General features: G+C 60.5%; 23 protein-coding genes. 5 read left to right on the top strand and 18 right to left on the bottom strand.

What is annotated here, in order from left to right; translation table 11 throughout:
• Window positions 1-66: 66 nt before the first annotated feature.
• Complete coding sequence (locus ACD590_RS31440; RefSeq protein WP_018246497.1) at window positions 67-903, top strand: cell wall hydrolase; 837 nt, start codon at window positions 67-69, stop codon at window positions 901-903.
• Window positions 904-940: 37 nt separating this feature from the next.
• On the opposite strand, the gene pepT is transcribed toward ACD590_RS31440, so the two are convergent.
• From pepT to ACD590_RS31385, 11 genes are all read right to left on the bottom strand, one after another.
• Entirely contained in the window at window positions 941-2173 is a 1233-nt protein-coding gene (gene pepT / locus ACD590_RS31435) for a peptidase T (RefSeq protein WP_018246496.1), read from the bottom strand.
• A 107-nt stretch (window positions 2174-2280) separates the two neighbouring features.
• Window positions 2281-3033, bottom strand: coding sequence for a metallophosphoesterase (locus tag ACD590_RS31430; RefSeq protein ID WP_018246495.1), 753 nt, complete (start codon window positions 3031-3033; stop codon window positions 2281-2283).
• A 70-nt stretch (window positions 3034-3103) separates the two neighbouring features.
• Window positions 3104-4162, bottom strand: coding sequence for an ABC transporter ATP-binding protein (locus ACD590_RS31425; protein ID WP_018246494.1), 1059 nt, complete (start codon window positions 4160-4162; stop codon window positions 3104-3106).
• A gap of 4 nt (window positions 4163-4166) precedes the next feature.
• On the bottom strand, window positions 4167-4997 hold the full coding sequence (locus ACD590_RS31420; protein ID WP_018246493.1) for a carbohydrate ABC transporter permease: 831 nt from the start codon (window positions 4995-4997) through the stop codon (window positions 4167-4169).
• 4 nt (window positions 4998-5001) lie between these two features.
• Window positions 5002-5937 (bottom strand): carbohydrate ABC transporter permease, encoded by a 936-nt coding sequence (locus ACD590_RS31415; RefSeq protein ID WP_011655107.1) that lies wholly within the window; start codon window positions 5935-5937, stop codon window positions 5002-5004.
• Window positions 5938-6036: 99 nt separating this feature from the next.
• Window positions 6037-7296: an ABC transporter substrate-binding protein gene (locus ACD590_RS31410; protein ID WP_018246492.1), complete on the bottom strand. Its 1260-nt coding sequence runs from the start codon at window positions 7294-7296 to the stop codon at window positions 6037-6039.
• Between the two features lie 35 nt (window positions 7297-7331).
• Window positions 7332-8504 carry a PLP-dependent transferase gene (locus ACD590_RS31405; RefSeq protein ID WP_018246491.1) on the bottom strand — a complete coding sequence of 391 codons (1173 nt, stop codon included), beginning with the start codon at window positions 8502-8504 and terminating at the stop codon, window positions 7332-7334.
• Entirely contained in the window at window positions 8501-9223 is a 723-nt protein-coding gene (locus ACD590_RS31400; RefSeq protein WP_018246490.1) for a FadR/GntR family transcriptional regulator, read from the bottom strand. Before ACD590_RS31400 ends, ACD590_RS31405 begins: the two co-directional genes overlap by 4 nt.
• Before the next feature lie 519 nt (window positions 9224-9742).
• Window positions 9743-11137, bottom strand: coding sequence for a sensor histidine kinase (locus ACD590_RS31395; protein ID WP_018246489.1), 1395 nt, complete (start codon window positions 11135-11137; stop codon window positions 9743-9745).
• The gene (locus tag ACD590_RS31390) at window positions 11134-11805 is read right to left on the bottom strand and encodes a response regulator transcription factor (RefSeq protein WP_018246488.1); all 672 of its coding nucleotides are present in this window, start codon (window positions 11803-11805) and stop codon (window positions 11134-11136) included. Before ACD590_RS31390 ends, ACD590_RS31395 begins: the two co-directional genes overlap by 4 nt.
• On the bottom strand, window positions 11802-12293 hold the full coding sequence (locus ACD590_RS31385) for a PepSY domain-containing protein (protein ID WP_245268293.1): 492 nt from the start codon (window positions 12291-12293) through the stop codon (window positions 11802-11804). Before ACD590_RS31385 ends, ACD590_RS31390 begins: the two co-directional genes overlap by 4 nt.
• On the opposite strand from ACD590_RS31385, the gene ACD590_RS31380 reads away from it, so the two are divergent.
• A complete protein-coding gene (locus ACD590_RS31380) occupies window positions 12280-12555 on the top strand; it encodes a PepSY domain-containing protein (RefSeq protein ID WP_018246486.1) in 276 nt (91 codons plus the stop codon). The genes ACD590_RS31385 and ACD590_RS31380 overlap by 14 nt on opposite strands.
• The gene (locus tag ACD590_RS31375) at window positions 12552-13115 is read left to right on the top strand and encodes a cytochrome b/b6 domain-containing protein (RefSeq protein ID WP_018246485.1); all 564 of its coding nucleotides are present in this window, start codon (window positions 12552-12554) and stop codon (window positions 13113-13115) included. The genes ACD590_RS31380 and ACD590_RS31375 overlap by 4 nt, the downstream gene beginning before the upstream one ends.
• A 68-nt stretch (window positions 13116-13183) precedes the next feature.
• On the opposite strand, the gene ACD590_RS31370 is transcribed toward ACD590_RS31375, so the two are convergent.
• Entirely contained in the window at window positions 13184-13426 is a 243-nt protein-coding gene (locus tag ACD590_RS31370; protein ID WP_439004240.1) for a DUF982 domain-containing protein, read from the bottom strand.
• A 371-nt stretch (window positions 13427-13797) separates the two neighbouring features.
• Between ACD590_RS31370 and ACD590_RS31365 the strand changes: the two genes are divergently transcribed.
• Together ACD590_RS31365 and ACD590_RS31360 are read left to right on the top strand one after the other, a co-directional pair.
• Entirely contained in the window at window positions 13798-14256 is a 459-nt protein-coding gene (locus ACD590_RS31365; protein WP_018246483.1) for an EF-hand domain-containing protein, read from the top strand.
• Window positions 14257-14307: 51 nt separating this feature from the next.
• Complete coding sequence (locus ACD590_RS31360; protein ID WP_050566338.1) at window positions 14308-14697, top strand: DUF302 domain-containing protein; 390 nt, start codon at window positions 14308-14310, stop codon at window positions 14695-14697.
• Between the two features lie 137 nt (window positions 14698-14834).
• On the opposite strand, the gene ACD590_RS31355 is transcribed toward ACD590_RS31360, so the two are convergent.
• The 6 genes from ACD590_RS31355 to ACD590_RS31330 all read right to left on the bottom strand — a co-directional run bounded on the left by ACD590_RS31355 (window position 14835) and on the right by ACD590_RS31330 (window position 22671).
• A complete protein-coding gene (locus tag ACD590_RS31355) occupies window positions 14835-15530 on the bottom strand; it encodes a VIT1/CCC1 transporter family protein (RefSeq protein ID WP_439004239.1) in 696 nt (231 codons plus the stop codon).
• Between the two features lie 868 nt (window positions 15531-16398).
• On the bottom strand, window positions 16399-17775 hold the full coding sequence (locus ACD590_RS31350) for an adenylate/guanylate cyclase domain-containing protein (protein ID WP_018246480.1): 1377 nt from the start codon (window positions 17773-17775) through the stop codon (window positions 16399-16401).
• A gap of 138 nt (window positions 17776-17913) precedes the next feature.
• Complete coding sequence (locus ACD590_RS31345) at window positions 17914-19101, bottom strand: hypothetical protein (protein ID WP_018246479.1); 1188 nt, start codon at window positions 19099-19101, stop codon at window positions 17914-17916.
• A 7-nt stretch (window positions 19102-19108) separates the two neighbouring features.
• Complete coding sequence (locus ACD590_RS31340) at window positions 19109-19261, bottom strand: hypothetical protein (protein WP_018246478.1); 153 nt, start codon at window positions 19259-19261, stop codon at window positions 19109-19111.
• Between the two features lie 39 nt (window positions 19262-19300).
• The gene (locus ACD590_RS31335) at window positions 19301-19948 is read right to left on the bottom strand and encodes a CBS domain-containing protein (protein WP_439004149.1); all 648 of its coding nucleotides are present in this window, start codon (window positions 19946-19948) and stop codon (window positions 19301-19303) included.
• 329 nt (window positions 19949-20277) lie between these two features.
• Complete coding sequence (locus ACD590_RS31330) at window positions 20278-22671, bottom strand: phosphoketolase family protein (RefSeq protein WP_018246476.1); 2394 nt, start codon at window positions 22669-22671, stop codon at window positions 20278-20280.
• Window positions 22672-22680: the final 9 nt, after the last annotated feature.

Below are 22680 nucleotides of genomic sequence, written 5' to 3'. Positions count from 1 at the left end.
ATGACGAGTAAAACGTTTTCGCTTAATCATTAAGGGCTGGACTAATCCCATAGGAGGCACCTGGCGTTGAGGGCGGAGATTTCCTTTGGAAAATCCCTGATCGGGATTTTGTTCGTAGGACTGGCAGCGGCAAGCTGCACGACGACATCGAAACCGGCGGCAACGGCGGCGAACACTAAAACGAAGCAGGGCCAAGCGGCGAAGGTCACCTTCAATTATACCGCCAAGGATCGTGAATGCCTGCAGCGCGCGATGTATTTCGAATCGCAGCATTCGGACGAGGACGGTTACATGGCGGTCGGGACCGTTGTCATGAACCGGCTCACCTCCGGCGCCTATCCCCCTTCCATCTGCGGCGTGGTGGCCCAGAAAAGGCAGTTCGCGCCCGGCGTGATGACGCGCGAAGTCAAGCCGCAGGCGGAAACTGAGCTTGCTACCGCAGCGGATGCGATCCTTATTAAGGGCGCACGCCATCCCGCGGTGAAGGACGCGATGTTCTTCCACACCGATGGGCTGAAATTCCCTTACGACAACATGCACTATGTGACGGTCGCCGGCGGCAACGCCTTCTACGAGAAGCGCGACGCCAACGGCACGCTTGAAACGCCGCCGCCGCTGCCCTCCTACGAGGTGGCGATGAACTATGTGCCCGGCGAAAGCATGCTGCCGCCGCAGTTCGAGGCACTGATCCCCTCGGCGGTTCCCGTTCCTCTGCCGGCGCCGGACCCCATGGCGACGGCGAGCACGGGGCAGATGCGGATAACTGCGCCGGTGACCGCGCCGGAAACATTGCCGGTAACATCGGTCGAGCCCGAGCCGGGAATGCCCATTGCGATCCCTATTCCCCGCCCCGCCTATGACAGCGTGATGCTGCGTGAAAGCCTTCCGGCGAACGGCGGTTAAACCGCACTTTCGGTTTAAGAGTTAGGTGGAAGCGCGCCTAGGCGCGCTCTTCCCAGACCTTTGCCAGTTCCACGATCGTTTTGACCGCCTTTTCCATGTCCTGGCGGCTCACCCATTCGAGCGGCGAGTGGAAGGCATGGCCGCCGGCGAAGATGTTCGGACACGGCAGTCCCATGAAGGAAAGGCGCGAGCCATCCGTGCCGCCGCGGATGCTGCCGCGCACCGGCGTCATGCCGGCCCGGCGCACCGCCTCGATAGCGTTCTCGACGATCTCCGGGTGACGATCGAGCACCACCTTCATGTTGCGATACTGTTCCTTCACCTGGAAATGATAGGTCGAGCCAGGATAGGCAGCCATCACGTCCTTGACGATGGCTTCGAGCATGATCTCCTTTTCCGTGAGCCCCTTTTCGGTGAAGTCACGGATGATGAAGCTCAGCGACGCCTTCTCCATCGAGCCGGTCACGCCGGTGGGATGGATGAAACCCTGCTGGCCTTCCGTGGTCTCGGGGGCAATATCCCTCGGCAGCCGGTCGATGATGGCGCCTGCGATCTTGATGGCGTTTTCCATGCGGTCCTTGGCGAAGCCAGGATGGATTGCCACACCTGAAATGCTGATCTCGACGCCGTCGGCCGAGAAAGTCTCGTCCTCGATATGGCCGGCCGTCTCGCCGTCCATCGTATAGGCGAAGTCGGCACCGAGTTTCTTCAGGTCGACCTTGTTGACGCCGCGCCCGACTTCCTCATCGGGCGTGAACAGGATCTTGATCGTCCCGTGCCTGATATCAGGATTGTCGACGAGGATTTGGGCCGCGGTCATGATCTCAGCCAGTCCCGCCTTGTCGTCGGCGCCGAGCAATGTCGTTCCATCGGTCGTGACGATGTCGTTGCCGATCTGGTTCTGCAGTTCAGGATGATCGCTGACGCGGATCACCCGGCCCGTGTCGCCGGGAAGATTGATATCCCCGCCGGCATAATTCCTGACGATCTGCGGCTTCACATTCGTGCCGCTGAAATCGGGCGCCGTATCCATGTGCGAGCAGAAACAGATGACCGGCACCGTCTTGTCGCTATTGGCCGGAATGGTCGCGTAGACATAGCCGTGTTCATCGAGACGCGCGTCCGCAAGACCGATTTTCCGCAGTTCATCGACCAGAACCCGTCCGAGATCCTTCTGCTTGCCGGTGGTCGGTTGCGTCGACGAGGCGGGGTCGGATTGCGTATCGATAACGACATAACGGAGAAAGCGGTCGAGAACAGTGTCGGTCATAGCATCCATTCCAGCAGCAAGATCACGCAGAGGATATAGCCCTCATGGGCGATGCGACAAAAGATTTTTCCGCTCGCAGTTCGGGAGGGTTTCCCATTCAATCCATTTCATGCGCCGCCATCCGATGCCGGAATCGATACGACATGGGAAACCAGGCCGCCGTCGCTAACTTGGTGCACGAGGAAGGACGGAGCGTCGATCACCGGAAGATCGGCCCGTCCTTCTAACAGAAGCGGATTGGGTGGGCAGAGGGAGCCGCAGGTCTGGACAGGGATCATTCCCAGCCGACCAAATGCAGGTCGGTGGACATGGCCGCAGAGAATCGCCAACGGCAGCCTATGCATCGTCTCCAGGGTACTGAGAAGCGCACTGTCGTTCCGGCATCCGACCTGGTCCAGCGCCTCGATGCCGATCCTGAATGGCGGCTGATGCATGAACAGAAGGGCGGGCGTCGTCAGGTCGGCAAGCGCGCTCATCAGCCACGGCAGATGCGGCAGGACGTCACCGTAGCTCTGACCGGCGACGGTCACATCGACACCGAGGAGGGTCAGCCCATCGACGGCTGTCCGGAAATGCATCGGTCCCGTCGCATTGATCCATGTGCCGACGGCGGCAAGTTCGGAGCGCATCAATTGCACATCGTCACCGTTGCCCGGCAACAGGTGGACAGGGCAGTCCAGCGACCGCAGGCTTTCGGCGACCAGGCGATAGCCTTGCCGCCATCCGTCGTCCACCAGATCTCCCGTGAGAACAAGCGCATCCGGGCGGAACGTCTTCAGCCAGCCTATCGCCAGCTCCAGCGTCTGGAGCGACGAAAGGTCCGGCCCGGCATGGATATCGGATATCTGCGCAACGAGCATGTTATGCCTCCCCGCCCCCGCCGAAGAGAGTATGCCAAAACCGACAGCAACGGGCCACCGGCTCTGCTGTTCAATCGACGCGTTTTCCCTCGGCGTCGAACACATGCAGATATTGGGCCGGGAAGGCGACATTGACCTTCGGACCTGCCTTCAGCGCGTCGCGGGTCAGCGTGAAGATCTTGAACGGCAGACCATGCAGGGCAAGGTGCAGGATGATGCCGAAGCCTGTCGGTTCGACGAGTTCCACGTCGGCGGCAAGCCCCGCCCCGCCGTCGCTCATCAGCACATGCTCCGGCCGGATGCCGAGCGTCACCTTTGCGCCGTCGACAAGCGGCAGAGGCTTTGCAAGCGGCACGATCGTGCCGTCCTTCAGCCTCACGCCGCCGGCATCATAGCTGGCCTCGAGGAAATTCATCCCGGGCGAGCCGATGAAGCCGGCAACGAAGAGATTGGCGGGGCGGTCGTAGAGTTCCAGGGGACTGCCGACCTGCTGGACCACGCCGCCATGCATGGCAACGATCCGGTCCGCCAGCGTCATTGCCTCGATCTGGTCGTGGGTCACGTAGATGGAGGTCGCCTTCAGGTCGCCATGCAGTTTCTTGATTTCGGCGCGCATCTGTTCGCGCAGGCGCGCATCGAGGTTCGACAGCGGTTCGTCGAACAGGAAGGCCTTCGGCTGGCGCACGATGGCGCGGCCCATGGCGACGCGCTGGCGCTGGCCGCCGGAAAGCGCCTTCGGCCTTCGTTCGAGCAGTGGATCGAGGCCGAGCTTGGCGGCGGCCGCGGCGACCGCGCTTGCAATCTTCTCCTTCGCCACCTTCCGGAGCCTGAGGCTGTAGCTCATGTTGCCGGCGACGTTCATATGCGGGTAAAGCGCATAGGACTGGAACACCATGGCGATATCGCGGTCCTTGGGATGCAGCTCATTGACCCTGACCCCGGCGATGCGGATCTCACCTGATGTGACCTCCTCCAACCCGGCGATCATGCGCAGCAGTGTGGACTTGCCGCAGCCGGACGGGCCAACGAGCACGACGAATTCGCCGTCATGGATTTCGAGGTCGACGCCGTGCAGCACCTGCACATGGCCATAGGCTTTGCGGATATTCTGGATATCGATCGATGCCATGTGTTTAACCCTTGACCGCGCCGGCCGTCAGGCCCTGGACGAGATAGCGCTGGATGAGCAGGAAGAAGAGGCCGGCCGGAATGAGCGCCATGACGCCCGCCGCCATCATCTGCCCGAAATCCACCGAGAATTTCGAAACGAAGGTGAGAAGGCCGACGGGGAAGGTCGCCGCGTCATTGCCGTTGATCAGCATCAGCGCGAAGAGCAACTCGCTCCAGGCGGCAGTGAAAACGAAGCCGAGGGTGGCGGCGATCCCCGGCAGCGTCAGCGGCAGGATGATCTGGCGAAACGCCGTGAACTGCGTCGCCCCGTCGATCTTCGCCGCCTCTTCGAGATCCCTCGGGATGCCGTCGAAGAAGGACTGCATCAGGAAGGTGGCGAAAGGCACGTTGAAGGCGGTGTAGACGATGACGAGCCCGGTCAGGCTGTTGGTCAGATGCAGAGGCGACAGGATCTTGAAGATCGGCGCGACCAGCATGACCAGCGGAAACATCTGGGTCAGCAGCATCAGAGCGACGATCCCGTATTTTGCCCGGAAATTGAACCGCGACAGCGCGTAGCCGGACAGCGAGGCGCAGATCGTCACAGTGACGGCCGTTGACGCCGAGACGATCAGGCTGTTCTTGAAGAAGGTCGGAAAGGCGCTGTGGCGCAGCACGAAGGCATAGTGATCCCATGTCGTGCGTGACGGCCACATCCGCACGCCTTCGCTATAGAGCAGGTCGTTCGGCGTCACCGAGACCTTGAGCAGCCAGAACAGCGGAAAGAGTGCAAAGGCGATGTAGCAGAGGATCGCCGCACGGTGTGCGATGGTAGGAATGACGGATCGTCTCATGGCCTCAATCCTTGTTCAGCAGCGTCTGCCGGAGCAGGATGATCAGCATCGAATAGGCAAGCAGCAGCACGAGCAGCACCAGCGCGATCGCCGAGGCATAGCCGAAGTCGAGCCGCCTGAAGGCTGTCGTGAAGATGTAGCTGGCGACGATCTGCGTCCGGTCAGCCGGCCCGCCATTGGTCATGACGACGATGAGATCGGCGAAATTGGAAATCCACACGGTACGCAGCAGCACGGTGATGGCGATCGTTGGCGCCAGAAACGGCAGCGTGATCGAGCGGAAGCGCTGGAACCAGCCGGCGCCGTCGATCGATGCCGCCTCATAGAGATCGCGCGGGATCGCCTGTAAGGCGGCAAGCAGCGTAATGGCGAAGAACGGAATGCCCCACCAGACATTGGCAACGATCGGCCCCCACATCGCATAATTGGGATCAGAAAGGATATTGCCCGGCTCATGCATCAGCCCGAGGGCGAAGAGCCAGTGCGGGATCGGCCCGATGACCGGGTTGAACAGCCAGGCCCAGTTGAGGCCGGCGAGAAAGGACGGCACGGCCCAAGGCAGGAAAACCAGCGCCTGCGCGATTGCCCTGCCCTTGAACGGCTTGTCGAGCAGCAGCGCCAGAATGAGCCCGAAGACGAATTGCAGGACGACGGAGGCGCCGGTCCACCAGAGCGTGTTCCGCAGCGCGCCGTAGAAGGCGGCATCGCCGGCAAGCTCGCGGAAATGATCGAGCCCGATGAAGCCGCCGGAAAACGGATTGAGCAGCTGGATATCGCGGAAGGCGTAGGAAATGCCGACCGTCAGCGGCACCAGCATCACCGCGATGATCAGGATCAGCGACGGCGCGCTGTAGAGATAGGGCTCAGAAGCATCGGCAACGCGACGCAGCCATGGCCTGCGGTCGCGGCGCATGTCGAGCGTATCGGCGGAAATGGTCATCGGCCAGCAGTTCCCATTCGCGGCGTTCATGCGCCGTCTGTGTCATCAAAGAAGCGACGGCGGCCCCGTCTCGAAAGGCCGCCGCCGTCAGTCCGTTGCTTATTTCTTGGCGAGGAACTTTTGCTGCGCCTTGGTGAGATATTCCGCCCACTGGTCGGCCAGATCCTTTGCCGAGATATCGCCGAGCAATGCCTGCTGCGAGGTCTTGATCGCCAGCGAATCCTTGAAGAAGGCGAATTCCTCGAGATAGGTCGGCATGACTGTTGGTACCGTGTTCGGGTCCGCCAGCTCCTCGAACCAGCCCTTGAACTGGTCACCGGCATAGAAGGGATCCTTCTCGGCCGCCGTATAGGCCGGCAGGGCGCCGATACGCTTGTTCCACTCGATATTGCCTTCCGGCCCTTCGAGGGTAGCGATCAGCTTCCAGGAGAGATCCTTGTTGCCGCTCGTGGTGAACATCGACCAGCCGCCATAGCCGATCGTCGGGAAGGACTTGCCGTCGGGGCCCTTCGGCAGCGGCATAACGCCGAAATCGTCCTTGTTCATGCGTTCGGCGATGGCGATCAGCGCATCCGGATCCTGGTCGAGGAAAGCGCAGGTGCCGGAATAAAAGCCGGCGACGACTTCGTTGAAGCCCCAGTTGACGCTATCCTTTGGCGCATAGCCCTTCTTGTAGAGATCGACCATCCATTCGATGCCCTTGGCCCAGCCGGGGCTGTTCATCGTCGAGGTGCCGTCGTCGTTGAAGTACTTGTTCGAGCCGGCCATCGAGGCGGCAAAGATCATCCAGCCGTTGAGGCCGCCCGGTCCGCCGCGCATGCAGTAGCCGTATTTGCCGGACAGTTTGGAAACCTTTTCCGAAGCGGCGGTGAACTCTTCCATCGTCTTCGGCGGCGCGGCGACGCCGGCTTCCGAAAGCAGCTTCTTGTTGTAGAACATCGCCCTGAGATAGAAGCCGTAGGGCAGCATATAGGCGGTGTTCTTGACGTCGCGGCCGAGTTCGAGCGCGCGCGGCGTCAGCTCCTTGGTGTGTTCCCACTTTTCAAGGTAGGGCTCCAAGCTCTCGAGCATGCCGTTATTGGCATAGAGCGACAGCCAGGTATCGGGCATTTCCATCACATCGGGCACGTCGCCGGCGGACACCATGGTCGCGAATTTCTGGAACGCTTCGTTCCAGGGCAGCGAGATGATGTCGACCTTGGTGCCGGGATTGGCGGCTTCGAACTTGCCGACGATCGATTTCAGCGTTTCGGTGCGCTCCGGGCTGGTGATGACTTCGACAAGTTTGAGCGTGGTATCGGCAAAGGCCGTGCCCGCCATCATCGAAGCAAAGAGCGTCGAGATTATTAGTTTTTTCATGGCTCAGTTCCCCCTTATTAGGTTTCTCTCGGGTTTCAGGATTGTGAGGCGGCGGCGAGCGCCTCCTCGATGTCTCTCCACAGAGCCTCGGTTCCTTCGAGGCCGACATGGAGACGTACGGATCGCGCATGGATGCCGAAGGCATGTGCGGAATTTGGCTGTGCCTTCTGCTGAAGCACCACCTCGCCCGGTACGATCAGGCTTTCATGTCCACCCCAGCTTACGCCCAGTTTGAAGAGCTTGAGGTGATCGGCGAAGGCGCGGATATCGACGCCCTCGCGGAAGATGAACGAAAACAGGCCCGAGGTGCCGTTGAGCCCGGCGGGCAGACGGTTGGCGAGCCCCGGATGGCAGACCGTCTCCACCACGTCGAGCTTCTGCAGGCGCCTGGCGATTTCGAGAGCGGATGCCTCGTGGGCCCGCATGCGCAGCGGCAGCGTGCGCAGGCCGCGGATCAGGAGCCAGGCGTCGAACGGCGAAAGCTTGCCGCCGAGATAAGGATAGGCCTCGGCCTTGACGCGTGCAATCATCGCCTTCGAGCCGGCGATGACGCCCGCCACCACATCGCTGTGGCCACCGAGATATTTCGAGGCCGAATGAATGACGAGGTCGACGCCGAGCGTCAGCGGCCGCTGGAAGAACGGGCTTGCCCAGCTGTTGTCGATCATCGAGACGACGCCGTGTTGTCTGGCGAGTGCTGTGAGCGCGCCGACATCATGCGCTTCCATCACCCAGCTCGTCGGGCTCTCCATGTAGAAGACCTTGGCGCCGGGCAGCGCCTTGGCGACCGCCTCCTCGTCGCGCCCGTCGACATAGGTCACCTCGATCTTCATCCGTTTCAGGATGGTGCCGAACAGGCGAAAGGCATCGGGATAGACATGTTTGACGGCAACGATGCGATCGCCCGGCTCGACGAAGCTCAGCACCGCCGACGAGATCGCCGCCATGCCGCTCGCAAAACCCAGCGCATCCTCGGCACCTTCGAGCTTGGCGAGCATTTCTTCGAAGGCACGCACTGTCGGGTTCAGGCCGCGCGTATAGATCGGCCTCACCTTCTCGCCGCGATAAGAGGCAATCATGTCGTCGTAATCGGAAAAGGTGAAAAGCGAGGTCTGGAAAATCGGCGGCACGACGGCGTCTGCGAAGTTGCCTTCGTCGTGAGCCGTGATGAGGGAAGCAAGATCGAACGGTTCTGCGCCGTTACTCATTTGGACATTTCCTTGATGTCTTCCTCGACGATATCGAGAATTTTCAATGTTTCGGCGCGCGCCGCCTCGGGATCCCCGGCAGCGATCGCGTCGAAAAGCGTACGGTGAAAGGGGAAGGACCGGCGCGCGAAATCCTGCCGGTCGAAGGGATGTTCCCAAAAGCGCTCGAAGGTCTCGCGCATCTGCTCGAGAAGCTGGCGAAACAGCGGATTGTGGGTGGCATCGTAGACAGCGAGATGAAAGGCCAGATCCTCCGGCCCGGAGGTGCCTTTCTCGATATGCACCCGCTCCATCTCGTTCAACTTTTCCTCGATAACGACGAGATCCGTGTTCGTGCGCCGACGCGCCGCAACCATGCCCGCCTCGCATTCGATGCCGCGGCGAACCTCCAGCGTCTGCAGCAGCACGTCGCGCAGATGAACCGTGTCGAACGACAGCGGCATGTGGATCGTCGCCCTGGAAACCGGCTTCAGCAGATAGGTGCCGCTGCCCTTGCGCGTCTCGATGACGCCGAGCGCCTGGAAGTGGCGGATCGCTTCGCGAATGGTCGAGCGGCCAACGGCAAGGGCTGCCATCAGCTCGCGCTCGGCCGGCAGCCGGTCACCCGCCCTCAACCTGGCTTCCTCGACATAATCCGCCAGCGCATCAGTCACCTGACGCGCGCGGTCCATGGCCGGAAGCGGCCGGATCACCGGCCTGTCGCTGCTATTTGGCTTCATGGTTCCCTATTTTTCTTCTCAGTCAGCCGACCTTGGAATTGGTCTGACATCTTAGCATTTCTCAAAGAGCGAAAGACGTCAAGTCGCCTTTATTGGTAATTGACCCCGCTCCTCCACAATGTCCTTTTGCACCCCGGAAAGGGCCTTAAAGTACCTGAATCGATGTCCCACGTGAGCAATCGCTCGCAGGGAGGAGCCGGATTAACGAACACGGCGCCGCAATTGCGGGCAGCGCGAATCCGGGAACGGGCCGCCGTCCGAAGGTTGAGGTCGAGTGCTCAAGTCTCGTCGGATGCATCGTCTTCGATTGTGCCTGCTATGGCAGAACCAGGTTGTTGGTAAGTGGTAAGCCCGCGAAGGTTTGCACCCACAGCCCTTGGTCCTGCATTTTTTTCGCGTTAGGTCTGAACCTGCCTTCGAATCGCAGATGCACGACGGCCCGGCATCACAGGATGGTCTCATCCTTCTACCCGCGCGTCGTCAAACGCGGACATATGGCGTCGATCCCCTCGGAAGATGTTATGTCGTCGTCGCTACTCTGGGATGGAGCGTTCGGGAGGCGATGACGTCAGGGAAGACGACTTCCGCACGGAAGCCACCTTCGACACGGTTTTCCAACGTGAGCGTCAGATCGTACACCGCTGCAATCTCCGACACGATGGCAAGACCTAGACCAGAGCCGGTTTTCAGACGATCGAGACGGACACCCCGACGCGGAAGATCGGGCAATCTCTCTGGCAAGACGCCTGGGCCGTCGTCCTCGACCGTGAGGCGGCTCTGCCCATTTTGTCGAATCGCGGTGACATGGATCCTGCTCCTGGCCCACTTGCAGGCGTTCTCAAGCAAGTTGCCCGCAAGTTCGCGGAAGTCGTGCGGATCGACGGGAACGCTGAAGTCCTCGGCCACGTCTGTTTCCCATGCGAGGCGTTCGCCTGCCTCAGTGTGTCGGAGCATTCGAACGGTCTCGCTGATGATCTTCTCGACGTCGGCATCGCCACTTCGCTGATCAGGGCTCGGGGTGATACGGGCTCGGGCGAGCTCGTGCTCGACGTGCGAAAGCATAGTCTCGGCAAGATGGTCGAGTTCATCGGCAATCTCAACCTCGCCCTTCTCCCGGAGTGAGTACGCGTTGTTTGTGAGAACGGTCAAAGGCGTCTTCAGCCCGTGGGCGAGATCACTGGCCCTACTCCTGGCCTTCTCCATCGCCGCGGCCTGGCTTTGCAGCAGCTTGTTCAGTTGGTTGACGAGCGGTTGGACCTCGCGCGGGTAGGCCCCAGCCAGTCGGCTGGCCCTCCGGTCGCGGACGGCTTCAAGATCACGACCGATGCGGTCGAGAGGTCTCAATCCGATCCAAAGCTGCCCGATCGACATCAACACGAGTAGCGCGGCAAGAACGGCGACATAGGGCAGAATGTCGAGAGCAAATCCAAGGCGGGCGCTGTCGACCTCGTCGGCATTCACCGCCACCGCGATGCGAATGGGCCTCCTGCCCTCAGGCGCGGCCAACGACAGAACGCGTTCCTGAACAAGGACATCTTTCCCCTCCGGCCCGGAGAGACGATATTGGTGCATGATACCGACAGGATGCGACTCCTCCGGCAGAGGCAGGACATAGTCGAAGAGCGAGGAAGATCGAACCTCCGCCTTCCCCACAGGATCGTCGATCTGCCAGTAGAGCCCCCCATAGGGTATCAGGAAACGATTGTCCGGAGGGTTCTCGGGCACCTGCAGCCTGCCTCCGGGCAAGAAGCGGATCACAGCCGCCAGACGGTTTATGTGTCCGGTCAGCTCGTTCTGCACGCGCTTGCTGTAGCTGTCCGCAAAGATCTGGACGAGAGCGACGGATGCAGCAGCAAGGCATATCGACACAGCTATCAACGACGTGATGATGAAACGGCCGTGAAGCGACCTCATGTCCCCTCGCCCGATGCTATCTGGTATCCGAAGCCTCGACGCGTGACGATCGCGTCCCTTCCAAGCTTCTTTCTCAGCCGTCCGATCAGGACCTCCACCGAATTGCTCTCCCGTTCAAAGTCCTGAGTGTAAAGCTGCTCGGTAAGCTCGAGCTGGGAGATCGCGCGACCTCGATTCTGCATCAGCACCGACAGGCATTTATACTCCATTGGCGTGACGTCGACAGGCATCCCGTCGACCATGACCGCGCGTCGGCGGGGGTCGATAGAAACGGGACCTGACGATAGGACCGCGCTGGCGTGCCCGGAGTACCTGCGCAGGACTGCGTGCAGCCTGGCGAGAAGCTCCGCAATGCGGAATGGCTTGCCAAGGTAGTCGTCGGCGCCAGCATTGATGCCCTCGACGCGCTCCTCCCAGTTGCCGCGCGCCGTCAAGATGATGACCGGCATGTCACGACCGTTCGACCGCCACTTTTTGAGGATCGTTAGGCCGTCGATCTTCGGCAGCCCCAGATCAAGGACGACGGCGGCGAAGTCGTCATGCTCGCCAGCGAACAGGGTGGCTTCCCCATCGGATTCGTGGACGACGTTGAAACCGGCCTTGGTGAGCTGGGCGGTCACGTCACGGGCGATGAGCGGGTCGTCTTCGGCAAGCAACAGGCGCATCATTCGTTCTCGATTTCGGCGATCCTGCCTGACGCGGCGTCCACTTCCACCTCGGTGACCTGACCGCCGCCCCTCAGAATCCGGAACTCGTAGATTATGCGATCGTCATGCCGATCGACACTGACATCGATCAATTCGCCGGGCAGCTTGGCGAGGACTTTCGCCTTCAGTACGGCAAGAGGCAGAATCTTCCCTTCGTGGACCCGTTTAGGCAGGTCGTCGTGCGACGGCAGGTCATCCGCTTCGCGGGAACGAGCAGGCAAATCGTCGGCATGTGCGCTCCATACCGGAAGCGACGACCACAGAAGGACAAAGCAGACGAACGCGAGCGTGCGGGGCGGGTACATCGTCGGAGAATATCCTATCGAAGGTGACAATAACCTGACAATCGCGATCAGGTCGCCGTCAGGTCGCGCCCCATAGGTTCGAAGCCGACCAGACGAGCAAAACCGCTCCTGGGATGATGGAGAAAAACCAATGAAGAAGATCATGTTCGCAACCCTCCTGCTCGCCACCGCGTCGATCGGCGTTGCCCGCGCCGAAGAGGGTCAGAATTGCACCCAGGCTCCCAAGGACAAGTGGCTGAGCGAGGACGGCATCAAGGAAAAGGCCAAAGCCGCGGGCCTCGACGTGCGCCGGGTCAAAATGGAGGGCAGTTGCTACGAGGTCTACGCCGTCGATGCGAAGGGCAAAAAGGTCGAAACGCTGTTCAACCCGGAGACCGGCGCAGCGGTCGGCAACGAAAGCGAATGACCATGGGCAGGATGGACATGGATGCGGCGGGCGCTTGCTCGCCGCCAAAGATCAGGGTCTGGGACCCGGTGGTGCGGATGTTCCACTGGGGTCTGGTGGGTCTGTTCGCCTTTTCCTATCTGACCGGTGACGAGTGGAAGCAGGCGCATATTCTGTCGGGCTACGCCATTGTCGGCCTCCTGCTCTTGCGAATCATCTGGGGCTTCGTCGGCAGTCACCACGCGCGCTTTTCCAATTTCATCTACGATCCGGTCACGACCCTCGGCTTCGTGCGTGACAGCCTGGCCATGCGCGCCAAGCGCTACATCGGCCACAATCCGGCCGGAGGCGCGATGGTGTTCGCGCTGCTCGTCGCGATCTCGGGCATTGCCGCAACCGGGTACATGATGACGACGGACACCTACTGGGGAGTGGAATGGGTGGAAAGGACGCATGAACTGCTGGTCGATGTGACGCTTGGCCTCGTCGGTCTTCACGTCGCAGGCGTCCTCCTGGCAAGCATCGAGCACAGGGAAAACCTTGTCCGAGCGATGGTAACCGGCAGGAAGCGAGCCGATTGACCTGGATCGGCGTCGCGGCCGGGTAGGACCTGAAGCCATGGAAGGCACCTGGGTTAAGGACTTGTTGCTCACTTGACCGAGCTGATCTCGTCCTGGCGTCTACGAACGACCACGGGGCGCGCAGGTGGACATCTTGGCTTCGTCAGCGGCCTGAATGAAAGCCTGGCGCGCGGTCTCCTGCGAGACATGCCGCTTACGGCCGCGGCGCAGATCTCTCTCGCGAATGCGTGTTTTCTTCGCGAGCCTTTCCATCGGTTGGCGAGAAAATCGAGCGCCTCGCTCGCTCCGCCGATAGTCTGAGGGACGCTCATGCCCACCTGGACGAAAACGGGTTCCGACCAGGTTCGTACTATCTGCTTCTGGGGAGCCATCCTCGATCTCCTGAAGGTTTCGGACTGCGAGCGGGGCATCATCACGAGGCCCGACCACGATCGGGCGCTGGCTGATGGCGTCAGGATACCCGGTTCGAACGGCGTGGACGTTGATATCGATCAAGCCAGGCACGATCGCACTCTGAAATCACCCTGTTCTCGCCTTAGCCGGCTCGATCCTCCGTGTCGCTTCAGCCGCGATCGTTCCTCGGTGAGGCAGGTGGCTGGCGTCGCGGTCATGGCACGGCGCGAACGCGATCGGTCCGTCCTCGACGACTCGAACCATACAAGTGGTTGATCCAGCGCAATGTTTGAAACCGGTGTGCATCGTATCCTCAAAGGGCGCTCCAACTCGTGGAGGACAATACTCAAAGAGGAGAGTCAGGATGTCCATTTTCAGACTGCCAACGATCACTATGCTGGCCTTGCTCGGTGCCGTCGGCGCCATGGGCAGCGCCTCCGCCCAGACGAAAAGTCCAGACCCCGCCCAGTCTGAGGCTAAACCCGATGCCGACGGATCGGAAATGATGCCAGGCATGATGGGCCGCAACATGATGCCATCTGGCATGTACCCAGGAATGCGCATGATGGGGCCAATGCGCGGTCATATGGTGAAGATTATGTTTGCCATCGCCGATAGCGATGGGGACGGTGCAATTTCTTTCGAAGAGTTGACCGCAATCCACAAACGCGTCTTCAACGCGGTCGACGCGAACAATGACGGCAAAGTCACACCTGAAGAAATGCAGGCGTTCATGCAAGACATGTGATTGGACGCTGGCATTGCCGGCCGTTGCATGGGAGCCCAAAGGAGACATCTCATGACCTATACGCTGGATAGAACCCTCTGGGCGACCAGTTTCGACGATGCGGTCGGCAGGACGAAATCCGCTCTCTCCAAGCACGGTTTCGGAGTTTTGACGGAGATCGATGTCAAGGCAACCATGAAAAAGAAGATCGACGCCGACATCGACGACTACCTCATCCTCGGAGCCTGCAATCCGCGCATGGCGTTCGAGGCAATGAGACTGGAACCGAAGGTGGGGGCCATGCTCCCGTGCAATGTCATCCTGCGCGGGGTCGATGGCGGCGATGTCATGGTGAGCGCAATCGATCCGGTTGCCTCCATGCAGGCGATCGACAACGAAGTGCTGAACAGTCTAGCAAGCAAGGTCCGATCGATGCTCGCCGAGGTGGTGGCCGAGATCTGACGATTATGAGTTCCGGCCCCCGAGCCTTGAGGAGTCGAAATTGCGTCCGCTCCTCTTTCGTTGCGACCGGAACCGCAACATCCTAGAACTCACCGCGTCCTCAAGCAGGGTGTGCAGGAAGGGGAGAAAGTTACTCGTCAAACTGCGGTGCCAACCAAAGCACCGATCCCCGCCGTCAATGCCATAGCGAAAGCGCCCCAGAAAGTGACGCGAGTGGTGGCCCTCCAGACGTTGGCGCCGCCCGCTTTCGCGCCGATAGCGCCCAGCAGCGCGAGGAAGGCCAAGGACGCGGTTGCAACGGTATAGATCAGCAACGAGGCGGGCGAAAGTACGACCATGAGCAGGGGCAATGCGGCTCCCACCGCAAACGTGAGGGCCGACGTCAAAGCTGCCTCAACCGGCCGGGCCGCCATGTGTTCGACGATACCGAGTTCGTCGCGCGAGTGCGCGTCGAGAGCATCATTTGCGGTCAGTTGGATCGCGACTTGCCTGGCCAGCTCGGCGGTGAGACCGCGTTTGACGTAGATCTCCGTCAGCTCCTCGTGCTCAGCTTCGGGTTGCGTCTCCAACTCGATCCGTTCTCGCGCGAGATCGGTTTCCTCGGTGTCCGCTTGGGAGCTTACCGACACGTATTCGCCGGCCGCCATGGACATCGCGCCCGCGACCAGACCAGCGACGCCTGCTACCAGGATCTGCGAGGGTCCGGCGGACGCGGTAGCGACGCCCATGATCAAGCTCGCCGTCGAGACGATTCCATCGTTTGCGCCGAGGACGGCAGCCCGTAGCCAGCCGATGCGGGAGACCAGGTGATGTTCCGAATGCAGTCTGCTCAACGGATAGGTCGTCAACGGCAGGTGAAATTGAGGCTTCATAGGGCATCTACCTTTCAAGATATCCTGATTTTTGCTCTGACCGAGCGTGGCCGCTTCCGTCTTGCGCAAGCAAATGGTGCCAGGATGCTTGCTAGAATACACCGATCGGATGGTCGCGATTTGACGCCGATCAATGTTCACACCTATCGACAGCCTATGATGAAAGCGCACCTCGATTACATGAGATGAAAAGAGTGGGAGCACGCCTCCCGTCAGAGCCATCGAGGTAAATGGAGATTGAAACATCCGGTCGACTTCCGAGCGAAGGCTGTCTAAGGGTGACCAGCGGCCTGATATCGATGGCGTTTTCGGCTCGGTGTTGGTTGGAAGATTAGCAGGATGTTCAGCCGGCTGCCTTTGCGACAAGCCATGTCTTTTCAGCAAAGGAGGTCAAAGACTTGACTACGGCCTTCGACGGGCGATGCGACGCAACCCGCCGAAACACTCTGCCAGGATATTCTACGCATCATCCACGGGCAGCGCCTGGTATCTGGTTCGACCGAGAGCGTTTGAGCTGAAGCCGCTTAAAGTTCATCAGCCAACCCTGTCGTAGCAAATGACGGTGCTAGGCTCGTTCCCGACGATGAAATGCTTAGAAAATCGCCTACGGCTGAACGCAGAGAAGGTTGCTTGATAATCGTTGCAATCAATCAGGACAGGTTTGCGAGTTGAAACGAATGGCGTGCATCGAAGACTCAACACGTCCGCCATCAGGATGTGGGATCTGGGCTCGCGGCAACTCTGGTCCTTCCATTCAAAGGAGCGTAGGGCCTAGAAAAATATAGGATCCAAGCACCAATTTTCTGAATGTACATCATCGCCTGGACACTCAGTCCCTCAACTTTGTCCCCGAGCAAGCGAAGATCGCAAGGTGCTCGCCGCGCCCTGCTAGCGGCTCACGACCGACCTCCCGCCATGTGCGAAGTTGTCCCGAGCGCATCACCACGGTCTCAGAAGCCAGGAGCGCTGTATTAAACCGCTTGGTGGCCTGTTCGATCTTAGCAGCCACATTGACGACGTCGCCAAGCACTGTGAATTCAATTCGTTTGTCGTCGCCAACAAGCCCGCAATACACTTCACCCGTGTGAATGCCAATCCCCACCCGGATCGGTGGATCAAATCCGCGCTTAGCGTTCCATTGATCCATGAGTTCGAGAAGCTCTTGGGCACATGCTATAGCGCGGGTACAGTCATCACTCTGGGGATCTGGGACGCCAAATACAAGCAGAGCGCCATCTCCAATGAACTTGTCGACAACGCCGCCGAAGGCCTCCGCGGCATGCGTTACCCGTCGCCGAAAGGAAGAGATAAAGATGGACAGCCGCGCCGGATCCACGCCCTCTGCATAAGCAGTAAACCCTCGTATATCGACGAACAGGATGGCGGCCTGTTGGCGTCGGCCTTGCCGCCACGTGGAGATATCACTCTCCCCCGCCAATGGCGCGATCTCGGCTGGAAGGAATCGAGCAAGGTTCGCCCGCCGGGTTGTCTCGTTGACAGCGCGCATGAGAAGGCGCCGAGAACGCAGCATTGCGAGTGCCGTTGTGAGGCCGATTAGCATCAGCATGACGGCCCGCATGAGATAAGCCGGCAGTGAGAACAGGCGACCGATGTTTGCCTCTAGGTCGGAAGGAACTTCGGCGATTCCAAAGCCGTTCAGGAACGAGCGAAAACCGAGCGCGCAGACGACGCCAACCAAGGCGATCATTGTAACAATAGTGGCCCACACTTGAACGAGTGGCCGATACCGAAGGGCGCCAACGGCGAGGCCGAGAGGTACGAGCCAGATGGTCGGTATTGCAGCGATCCAGTTGCCGCCCAGGCCAAGACCTTCTAGGCCGAGAAACAGGCTGTATCCGAGAATGGCCGCGTCACCGGTGACGAGGACAAATGCCATCCATGGCCTGAACCAGCGGCGGATAACCAAGAGCAACGATACGATACCGAGGGCCAGGAAGGTCCCGACCGTGAACTGAGCCGTGAAACGAACCTGGCTCAGGCTGTATTCATCGGTGAGTTCGGCTGTCCCTGACCAAACGACCAGACCACTCGCGAGGAGGGCGAGCCCCACGGCGATTCGAACCCATCCAATCGCATATTCCGCCTCAATCTCCGATTCCCGGAATAGCTTATCTACAGAATCGCTCGTCGGGGCCGAGCGGCTCGCATGCGATCGATTGGCGATCGTTTTGAAAAGCCACCCCAAACAGATCCCTCCCGGCACTCGGACGACAGGCACACACGTCCGAGGGTGCAGCCATCTCATATCATATTTGCAGCGCTTTTTGAATTTTGCGGAGCTCGAAAACCGAAGGATGCAACGCGATTGATATCGCCCTGGGCCTCATTGTAGACGCCACGCGTGGCAACTGTTGCCACACTTTTTTTCAGCCGGCACCATGATTATGGCCTTCGCGGAGACGGCCCCGGCCGAGGACCAGAATTTACAGTCGAGGTTTATCGGAGATGACGGCAGGTGCGATGATGGGGCGAGCCGGCATGATGGGCGGAATGCGCGGCGACGCGACGCGTAGTCACATGATGAATTTCGTGTTCGCCATCGCGGATGTCGATGGAGCCGGAACACTTCCTTCGAGGAAGCAACGAGGTTACGATACCAGTCCACGATCGCCCCCCAAGGGTCGACGATCTTCGCCAGACCCGAGACAAATGCGACCACGGTACCCATCTCGGTCTTGCCGGTGACAACGTAGTATCCCCCCAGGACGAAAATGCCAACGTAGCCCAATTGCGCCATGAGATTCATGAGAAAGTTCATGGCGTACTTGTAGCGGTAGATCCCCATGTTGGCGGAGAAGATCGCTCCGATGCGCGAAGTTTGAGGATTCTCTCCCTGGCCACCTTCGATCGCATGCACCATGCCTTCGCTGACGTCGCGCATGATGGCGACCTTCGCCTCGACCCGGCGGTTGATCGCGGCCTGCATCATCGGGACGAAGGCAATCTGCGGGGCAAAGGTCGCTGCGACGGCCAGCATCATCAGCGGCTGGAGATAGATCAGGTAGCTGCAGACGGTGACAAGGATGCCGACCTGCAGCAGCGGCTCGGAGATGCTGGTTCCAACGAAACCGCCGACCGGCTCGGCTTCCGCAAGAACAATCGACAGCTCGACACCCTCGAGCATGGATTCTGATGGCGGCGTCTCGGCCTGATGCAGAACACGCGCCCGCAGCCAGAGCGTGCCCCTCTCGCCCACCCAGCTTCTGTAGAGATTGAGGGTGAATTTAATGGCGCCCTCCACCACTGCCACCGCGAGATAGAGCGAAACGAGAAAGAGAAGCGACCCGTACGAAGCTTGCTGGGTCGCCTCGTTGATGATCCGACGCTGGAGTTCGAGAGGCGCCGCGCCTATAGCAAACAGAACCATGGACAGCCCGGCGATCAAAGCCTGATGACGCCTTCCCATCAGCCAGATGAAACCGAACAGGTCGGAGGCCATCGAATCCGTCGCACTTCCGGTCCTTTGCGAGAAGCGGCCAAGCAATTCAGTCCTGGAGCGCCAAATGTTCATTGCGCACTCACGGGTCAGAAAGAGAGCGCTCGACGCGCCCGCTTCGAGAGTCGTCGGATGGTTTCACCAGCAGGACGCCCACGACCGTCCCGACCATGAGGATCAGGATGACGAGGAGAAGCCTCGACATGATGGCGTCTGCGATGACCCTGACAATCATGACGGAAACTCCAGGGACGATTTCATCGTTTGAGGGGGCTCACCATGCGGAAGCCAGGGTGATCTTGTTCACCACGCCGCCGACGCCGCGGACGCTTTCCGCCGCCACCCTGGCCGCTGAGCGTTCCAGCTCCGTCTCGACCTCCCCCCTCAGGGTGACTACCCCGTTGGAGACGGTGGCATTGACCATGGGGGGCGTAATTTCGAGCTCGGCTTCCAGGCGGCTACGAACGGCGGTCCCTAGGGCCTCGTCGCCGGAAGCGGTGCACTGCCGTGGAACATCGAGAAACGCCCGCATCAAGTCGCGACGGCTGATTATTCCGGCGAGGCTGCCGTTCTCGACGACGGGCAGGTGTTTGATGTCGTGGGCCTGCAGGAGTTCTGCGAGCTGGCTCGCGGTGGCGGTCGGGGCGGCGCTGACGACAGGCGTCGACATCACGTCCTTGACGCGCCAGCTTCGGGCCTTCACATAGTCCGCCAGTGCATCTTCGCGGTCGCGCGTATGCGGTACCGCCCGTCTCGCCCAAGAAGACGCCACCCGGCGCAGCAGGTCCCCCTCGGTAACGATGCCCGTGAGCCGCCCTTCGCCATCGACGACGGGCACCGCGCCGATCTTGCTGGCGTTGACGATCTCGACGGCTTCCCTGACGTTGTGTCCCTCGTCGAGCGTCGTCACGGGGGTCGTCATGATGTCTCTAGCAAGCATCGCGCTGTCTCCTTGTTGATTAAACAATTACGGAGCCAACACACGTTGAGCGCATTGACGTGGATCAAGCCTGACACGAAGCCGCGGGAGGCCGTCTTCGCGCGTCGTCGTCTCCGGAGCCTGCCGACGAAGTGCGGCATCAGGCTCGCCGGCATTGCAACCTTTTGCAGGATCAAGACGTTATGGTTCGGTTTCGTCCTCGCGCGGCACATCGACGGCGAGGTTGCCACCTCGCACTCGAAACCTCTCTCCTACGTGCTGACGTGGCTGTGGGAGTATAGCTGGTGGCAGTTGCTAGCTAATTCCGGTCATCAGTCGCGCGAGGAGGAGCGTGCCCAGCGCCAATTCTGGATTTCCGGCATGTCTTCTCCCCGCTCCCGCACGAACGCCCGGTGTTCGTCGAGCTTTGCATGCAGGTCTGCCATCACATCTGGCACCTTTTCGGCGAGATCGGGCACTCGCGCGATCGCCTCGAGAGCGAGATGATACCTGTCCAGCTCGTTCAATACGGTCATATCGAACGGCGTCGTTGTCGTTCCCTCCTCCACGAACCCGCGCACGTGGATGTTGCCGTGATTGGTTCGCCGGTACGTCAACCGGTGGATGAGATAGGGATAGCCGTGGTAGGCGAAGATGACCGGCCTGTCCTTCGTAAAGATACCATCGAACCGTGCATCGTCGAGGCCATGGGGATGCTCCTTGGGATCCTGCAGCGCGAGCAGATCGACGACGTTGACCGTCCTGATCTTGAGATCTGGTATCGCCTCGTGCAGCAGCATGACGGCCGCGAGCGTCTCCATGGTCGGCACGTCGCCCGCACATGCCATCACGACGTCGGGCGCGATCGTATCGTACTCGAAGCTAGCCCAGTCCCAGACGCCAATGCCCTCCTCGCAATGCTTCACCGCCTCGTCGATCGTGAGGTACTGGGACTCCGGCTGCTTGCCGGCAACGATCACGTTAACGCGGTCGTAAGTCTTCAGGCAGTGATCGCCGACCCACAGGAGCGTATTGGCGTCTGGCGGCAGATAGATGCGGACTACGTCTGCCTTCTTGTTGGCGACTAGGTCGACGAAGCCGGGGTCCTGATGCGAGAAACCGTTGTGGTCCTGTCGCCAGACATGCGACGTCAGGAGGTAGTTCAGCGACGACACCGGCTCGCGCCATTCCAGTCCCCGAGACACCTTGAGCCACTTGGCGTGCTGGTTGAACATCGAGTCGATGATGTGGATAAAGGCTTCGTAGCAGGAGAAAAGCCCGTGGCGGCCAGTCAGAAGATATCCTTCCAGCCAGCCCTGGCAGAGATGCTCGCTGAGAACCTCCATAACCCGTCCATCTCTGCCGAGATGGACATCGTAGTCTTCAATTTCTTGCATCCAGACGCGGTCAGTCTGCTCAAAGACGGCACCCAGCCGGTTCGACTCGGTCTCGTCCGGCCCGAAGATCCGGAAGTTTTTGGCCTCGGCATTGAGCCGCATGACGTCCCGCAGATACCGCCCTAAAATCTCTGTCGACTGGACCTGGGAAGCGCCACGAACGTCAATCGCAACCGCGTGGTCGCGAATGTCCGGTAACTGCAGCTCCCGCCGCATCCGTCCACCGTTTGCGTAGGGCGTCGCTCCCATGCGCTTCTCACCGGTCGGCGCCGTGGCCCGCAACTCGTCCTTGAGCCGCCCGTCCGTTTCGAACAGGTCGTCGGGATCATAGCTACGCATCCAGTCTTCGAGGATCTTTCGGTGGCCGGCATCCCCGCGGCAATTGGCGACAGGCACCTGATGGGCGCGCCAGAATCCCTCCACCTTCTTGCCGTCAACCTCCTTCGGCCCGGTCCACCCCTTGGGGCTGCGAAGCACGATCATCGGCCACCGCGGCACGCCGGCCGCGGGCGACCCGTTCCTCGCCGACGCCTGCAAGGATTCGATGATGTCGAAGGCCCTGTCGAAGGCGGCCGCCATCTGCCGATGCATGTCCGCCGGCTCGTGGCCCTCGACGAAGATCGGCTCATAGCCAAATCCTACGAACAGGCTGCGGAGATCCTCGTCGCTTGTCCTCGACAGGATCGTCGGATTGGCGATCTTGTAGCCGTTGAGATGCAGGATCGGCAGCACAGCGCCGTCGCGAGCAGGATTGAGAAACTTCGTCGAATGCCAGGCCGCCGCAAGCGGGCCAGTCTCAGCCTCACCGTCGCCGACCACGCAGGCTACAACGAGGTCCGGATTGTCGAACGCGGCGCCGAAGGCGTGGACCAGCGCATATCCGAGTTCGCCGCCTTCGTGGATCGAACCGGGGGTCTCCGGGGCCACGTGGCTGGGTATGCCTCCCGGAAAGGAAAACTGTCTGAACAGCTTGCGCATGCCATCGGCATCCTGCGAGATGTCGGGATAGACCTCGCTGTATGTCCCCTCAAGATAGGTGTTCGCGACCATTCCCGGCCCCCCGTGGCCAGGCCCGCACACGTAAAGGACGTGTCCGCCACGAGCCTTGATGATGCGGTTGAGATGGGCGTAGATGAAGTTGAGGCCGGGCGTCGTTCCCCAATGTCCGAGAAGGCGGGGCTTGATATGTTCCGGCCGAAGCGGCTCACGCAGAAGCGGATTGTCCATGAGGTAGATCTGGCCGATGGACAGATAGTTGGCGGCCCGCCAGTAGCGGTCGATGAGTTCGAGTTCGCGCTCGGTCGGCGGTGGGCTGCTATGTTCAGACATGTTCGATCC

Source organism: Rhizobium sp. 862_C5_N1_2 (assembly GCF_051811205.1).
Lineage (GTDB): Bacteria > Pseudomonadota > Alphaproteobacteria > Rhizobiales > Rhizobiaceae > Rhizobium > Rhizobium leguminosarum.
The sequence above is the reverse complement of the archived record's forward strand: the minus strand, read 5'-3'. Positions and strand labels throughout refer to the sequence as shown.

Excerpts from the sequence above, each read along its gene's own strand:
- ACD590_RS31400 (WP_018246490.1), bottom strand. The coding sequence starts at position 9,223 with ATGAAGCCAAATAGCAGCGACAGGCCGGTGATCCGGCCGCTTCCGGCC.
- ACD590_RS31405 (WP_018246491.1), bottom strand. The coding sequence starts at position 8,504 with ATGAGTAACGGCGCAGAACCGTTCGATCTTGCTTCCCTCATCACGGCT.
- ACD590_RS31415 (WP_011655107.1), bottom strand. The coding sequence starts at position 5,937 with ATGACCATTTCCGCCGATACGCTCGACATGCGCCGCGACCGCAGGCCA.
- ACD590_RS31420 (WP_018246493.1), bottom strand. The coding sequence starts at position 4,997 with ATGAGACGATCCGTCATTCCTACCATCGCACACCGTGCGGCGATCCTC.
- pepT (WP_018246496.1), bottom strand. The coding sequence starts at position 2,173 with ATGACCGACACTGTTCTCGACCGCTTTCTCCGTTATGTCGTTATCGAT.
- ACD590_RS31380 (WP_018246486.1), top strand. The coding sequence starts at position 12,280 with ATGAAGAAGATCATGTTCGCAACCCTCCTGCTCGCCACCGCGTCGATC.
- ACD590_RS31390 (WP_018246488.1), bottom strand. The coding sequence starts at position 11,805 with ATGATGCGCCTGTTGCTTGCCGAAGACGACCCGCTCATCGCCCGTGAC.
- ACD590_RS31410 (WP_018246492.1), bottom strand. The coding sequence starts at position 7,296 with ATGAAAAAACTAATAATCTCGACGCTCTTTGCTTCGATGATGGCGGGC.
- ACD590_RS31330 (WP_018246476.1), bottom strand. The coding sequence starts at position 22,671 with ATGTCTGAACATAGCAGCCCACCGCCGACCGAGCGCGAACTCGAACTC.
- ACD590_RS31335 (WP_439004149.1), bottom strand. The coding sequence starts at position 19,948 with ATGACGACCCCCGTGACGACGCTCGACGAGGGACACAACGTCAGGGAA.
- ACD590_RS31370 (WP_439004240.1), bottom strand. The coding sequence starts at position 13,426 with ATGAGCGTCCCTCAGACTATCGGCGGAGCGAGCGAGGCGCTCGATTTT.
- ACD590_RS31395 (WP_018246489.1), bottom strand. The coding sequence starts at position 11,137 with ATGAGGTCGCTTCACGGCCGTTTCATCATCACGTCGTTGATAGCTGTG.
- ACD590_RS31340 (WP_018246478.1), bottom strand. The coding sequence starts at position 19,261 with ATGATTGTCAGGGTCATCGCAGACGCCATCATGTCGAGGCTTCTCCTC.
- ACD590_RS31430 (WP_018246495.1), bottom strand. The coding sequence starts at position 3,033 with ATGCTCGTTGCGCAGATATCCGATATCCATGCCGGGCCGGACCTTTCG.
- ACD590_RS31345 (WP_018246479.1), bottom strand. The coding sequence starts at position 19,101 with ATGAACATTTGGCGCTCCAGGACTGAATTGCTTGGCCGCTTCTCGCAA.
- ACD590_RS31385 (WP_245268293.1), bottom strand. The coding sequence starts at position 12,293 with ATGATCTTCTTCATTGGTTTTTCTCCATCATCCCAGGAGCGGTTTTGC.
- ACD590_RS31375 (WP_018246485.1), top strand. The coding sequence starts at position 12,552 with ATGACCATGGGCAGGATGGACATGGATGCGGCGGGCGCTTGCTCGCCG.
- ACD590_RS31360 (WP_050566338.1), top strand. The coding sequence starts at position 14,308 with ATGACCTATACGCTGGATAGAACCCTCTGGGCGACCAGTTTCGACGAT.
- ACD590_RS31425 (WP_018246494.1), bottom strand. The coding sequence starts at position 4,162 with ATGGCATCGATCGATATCCAGAATATCCGCAAAGCCTATGGCCATGTG.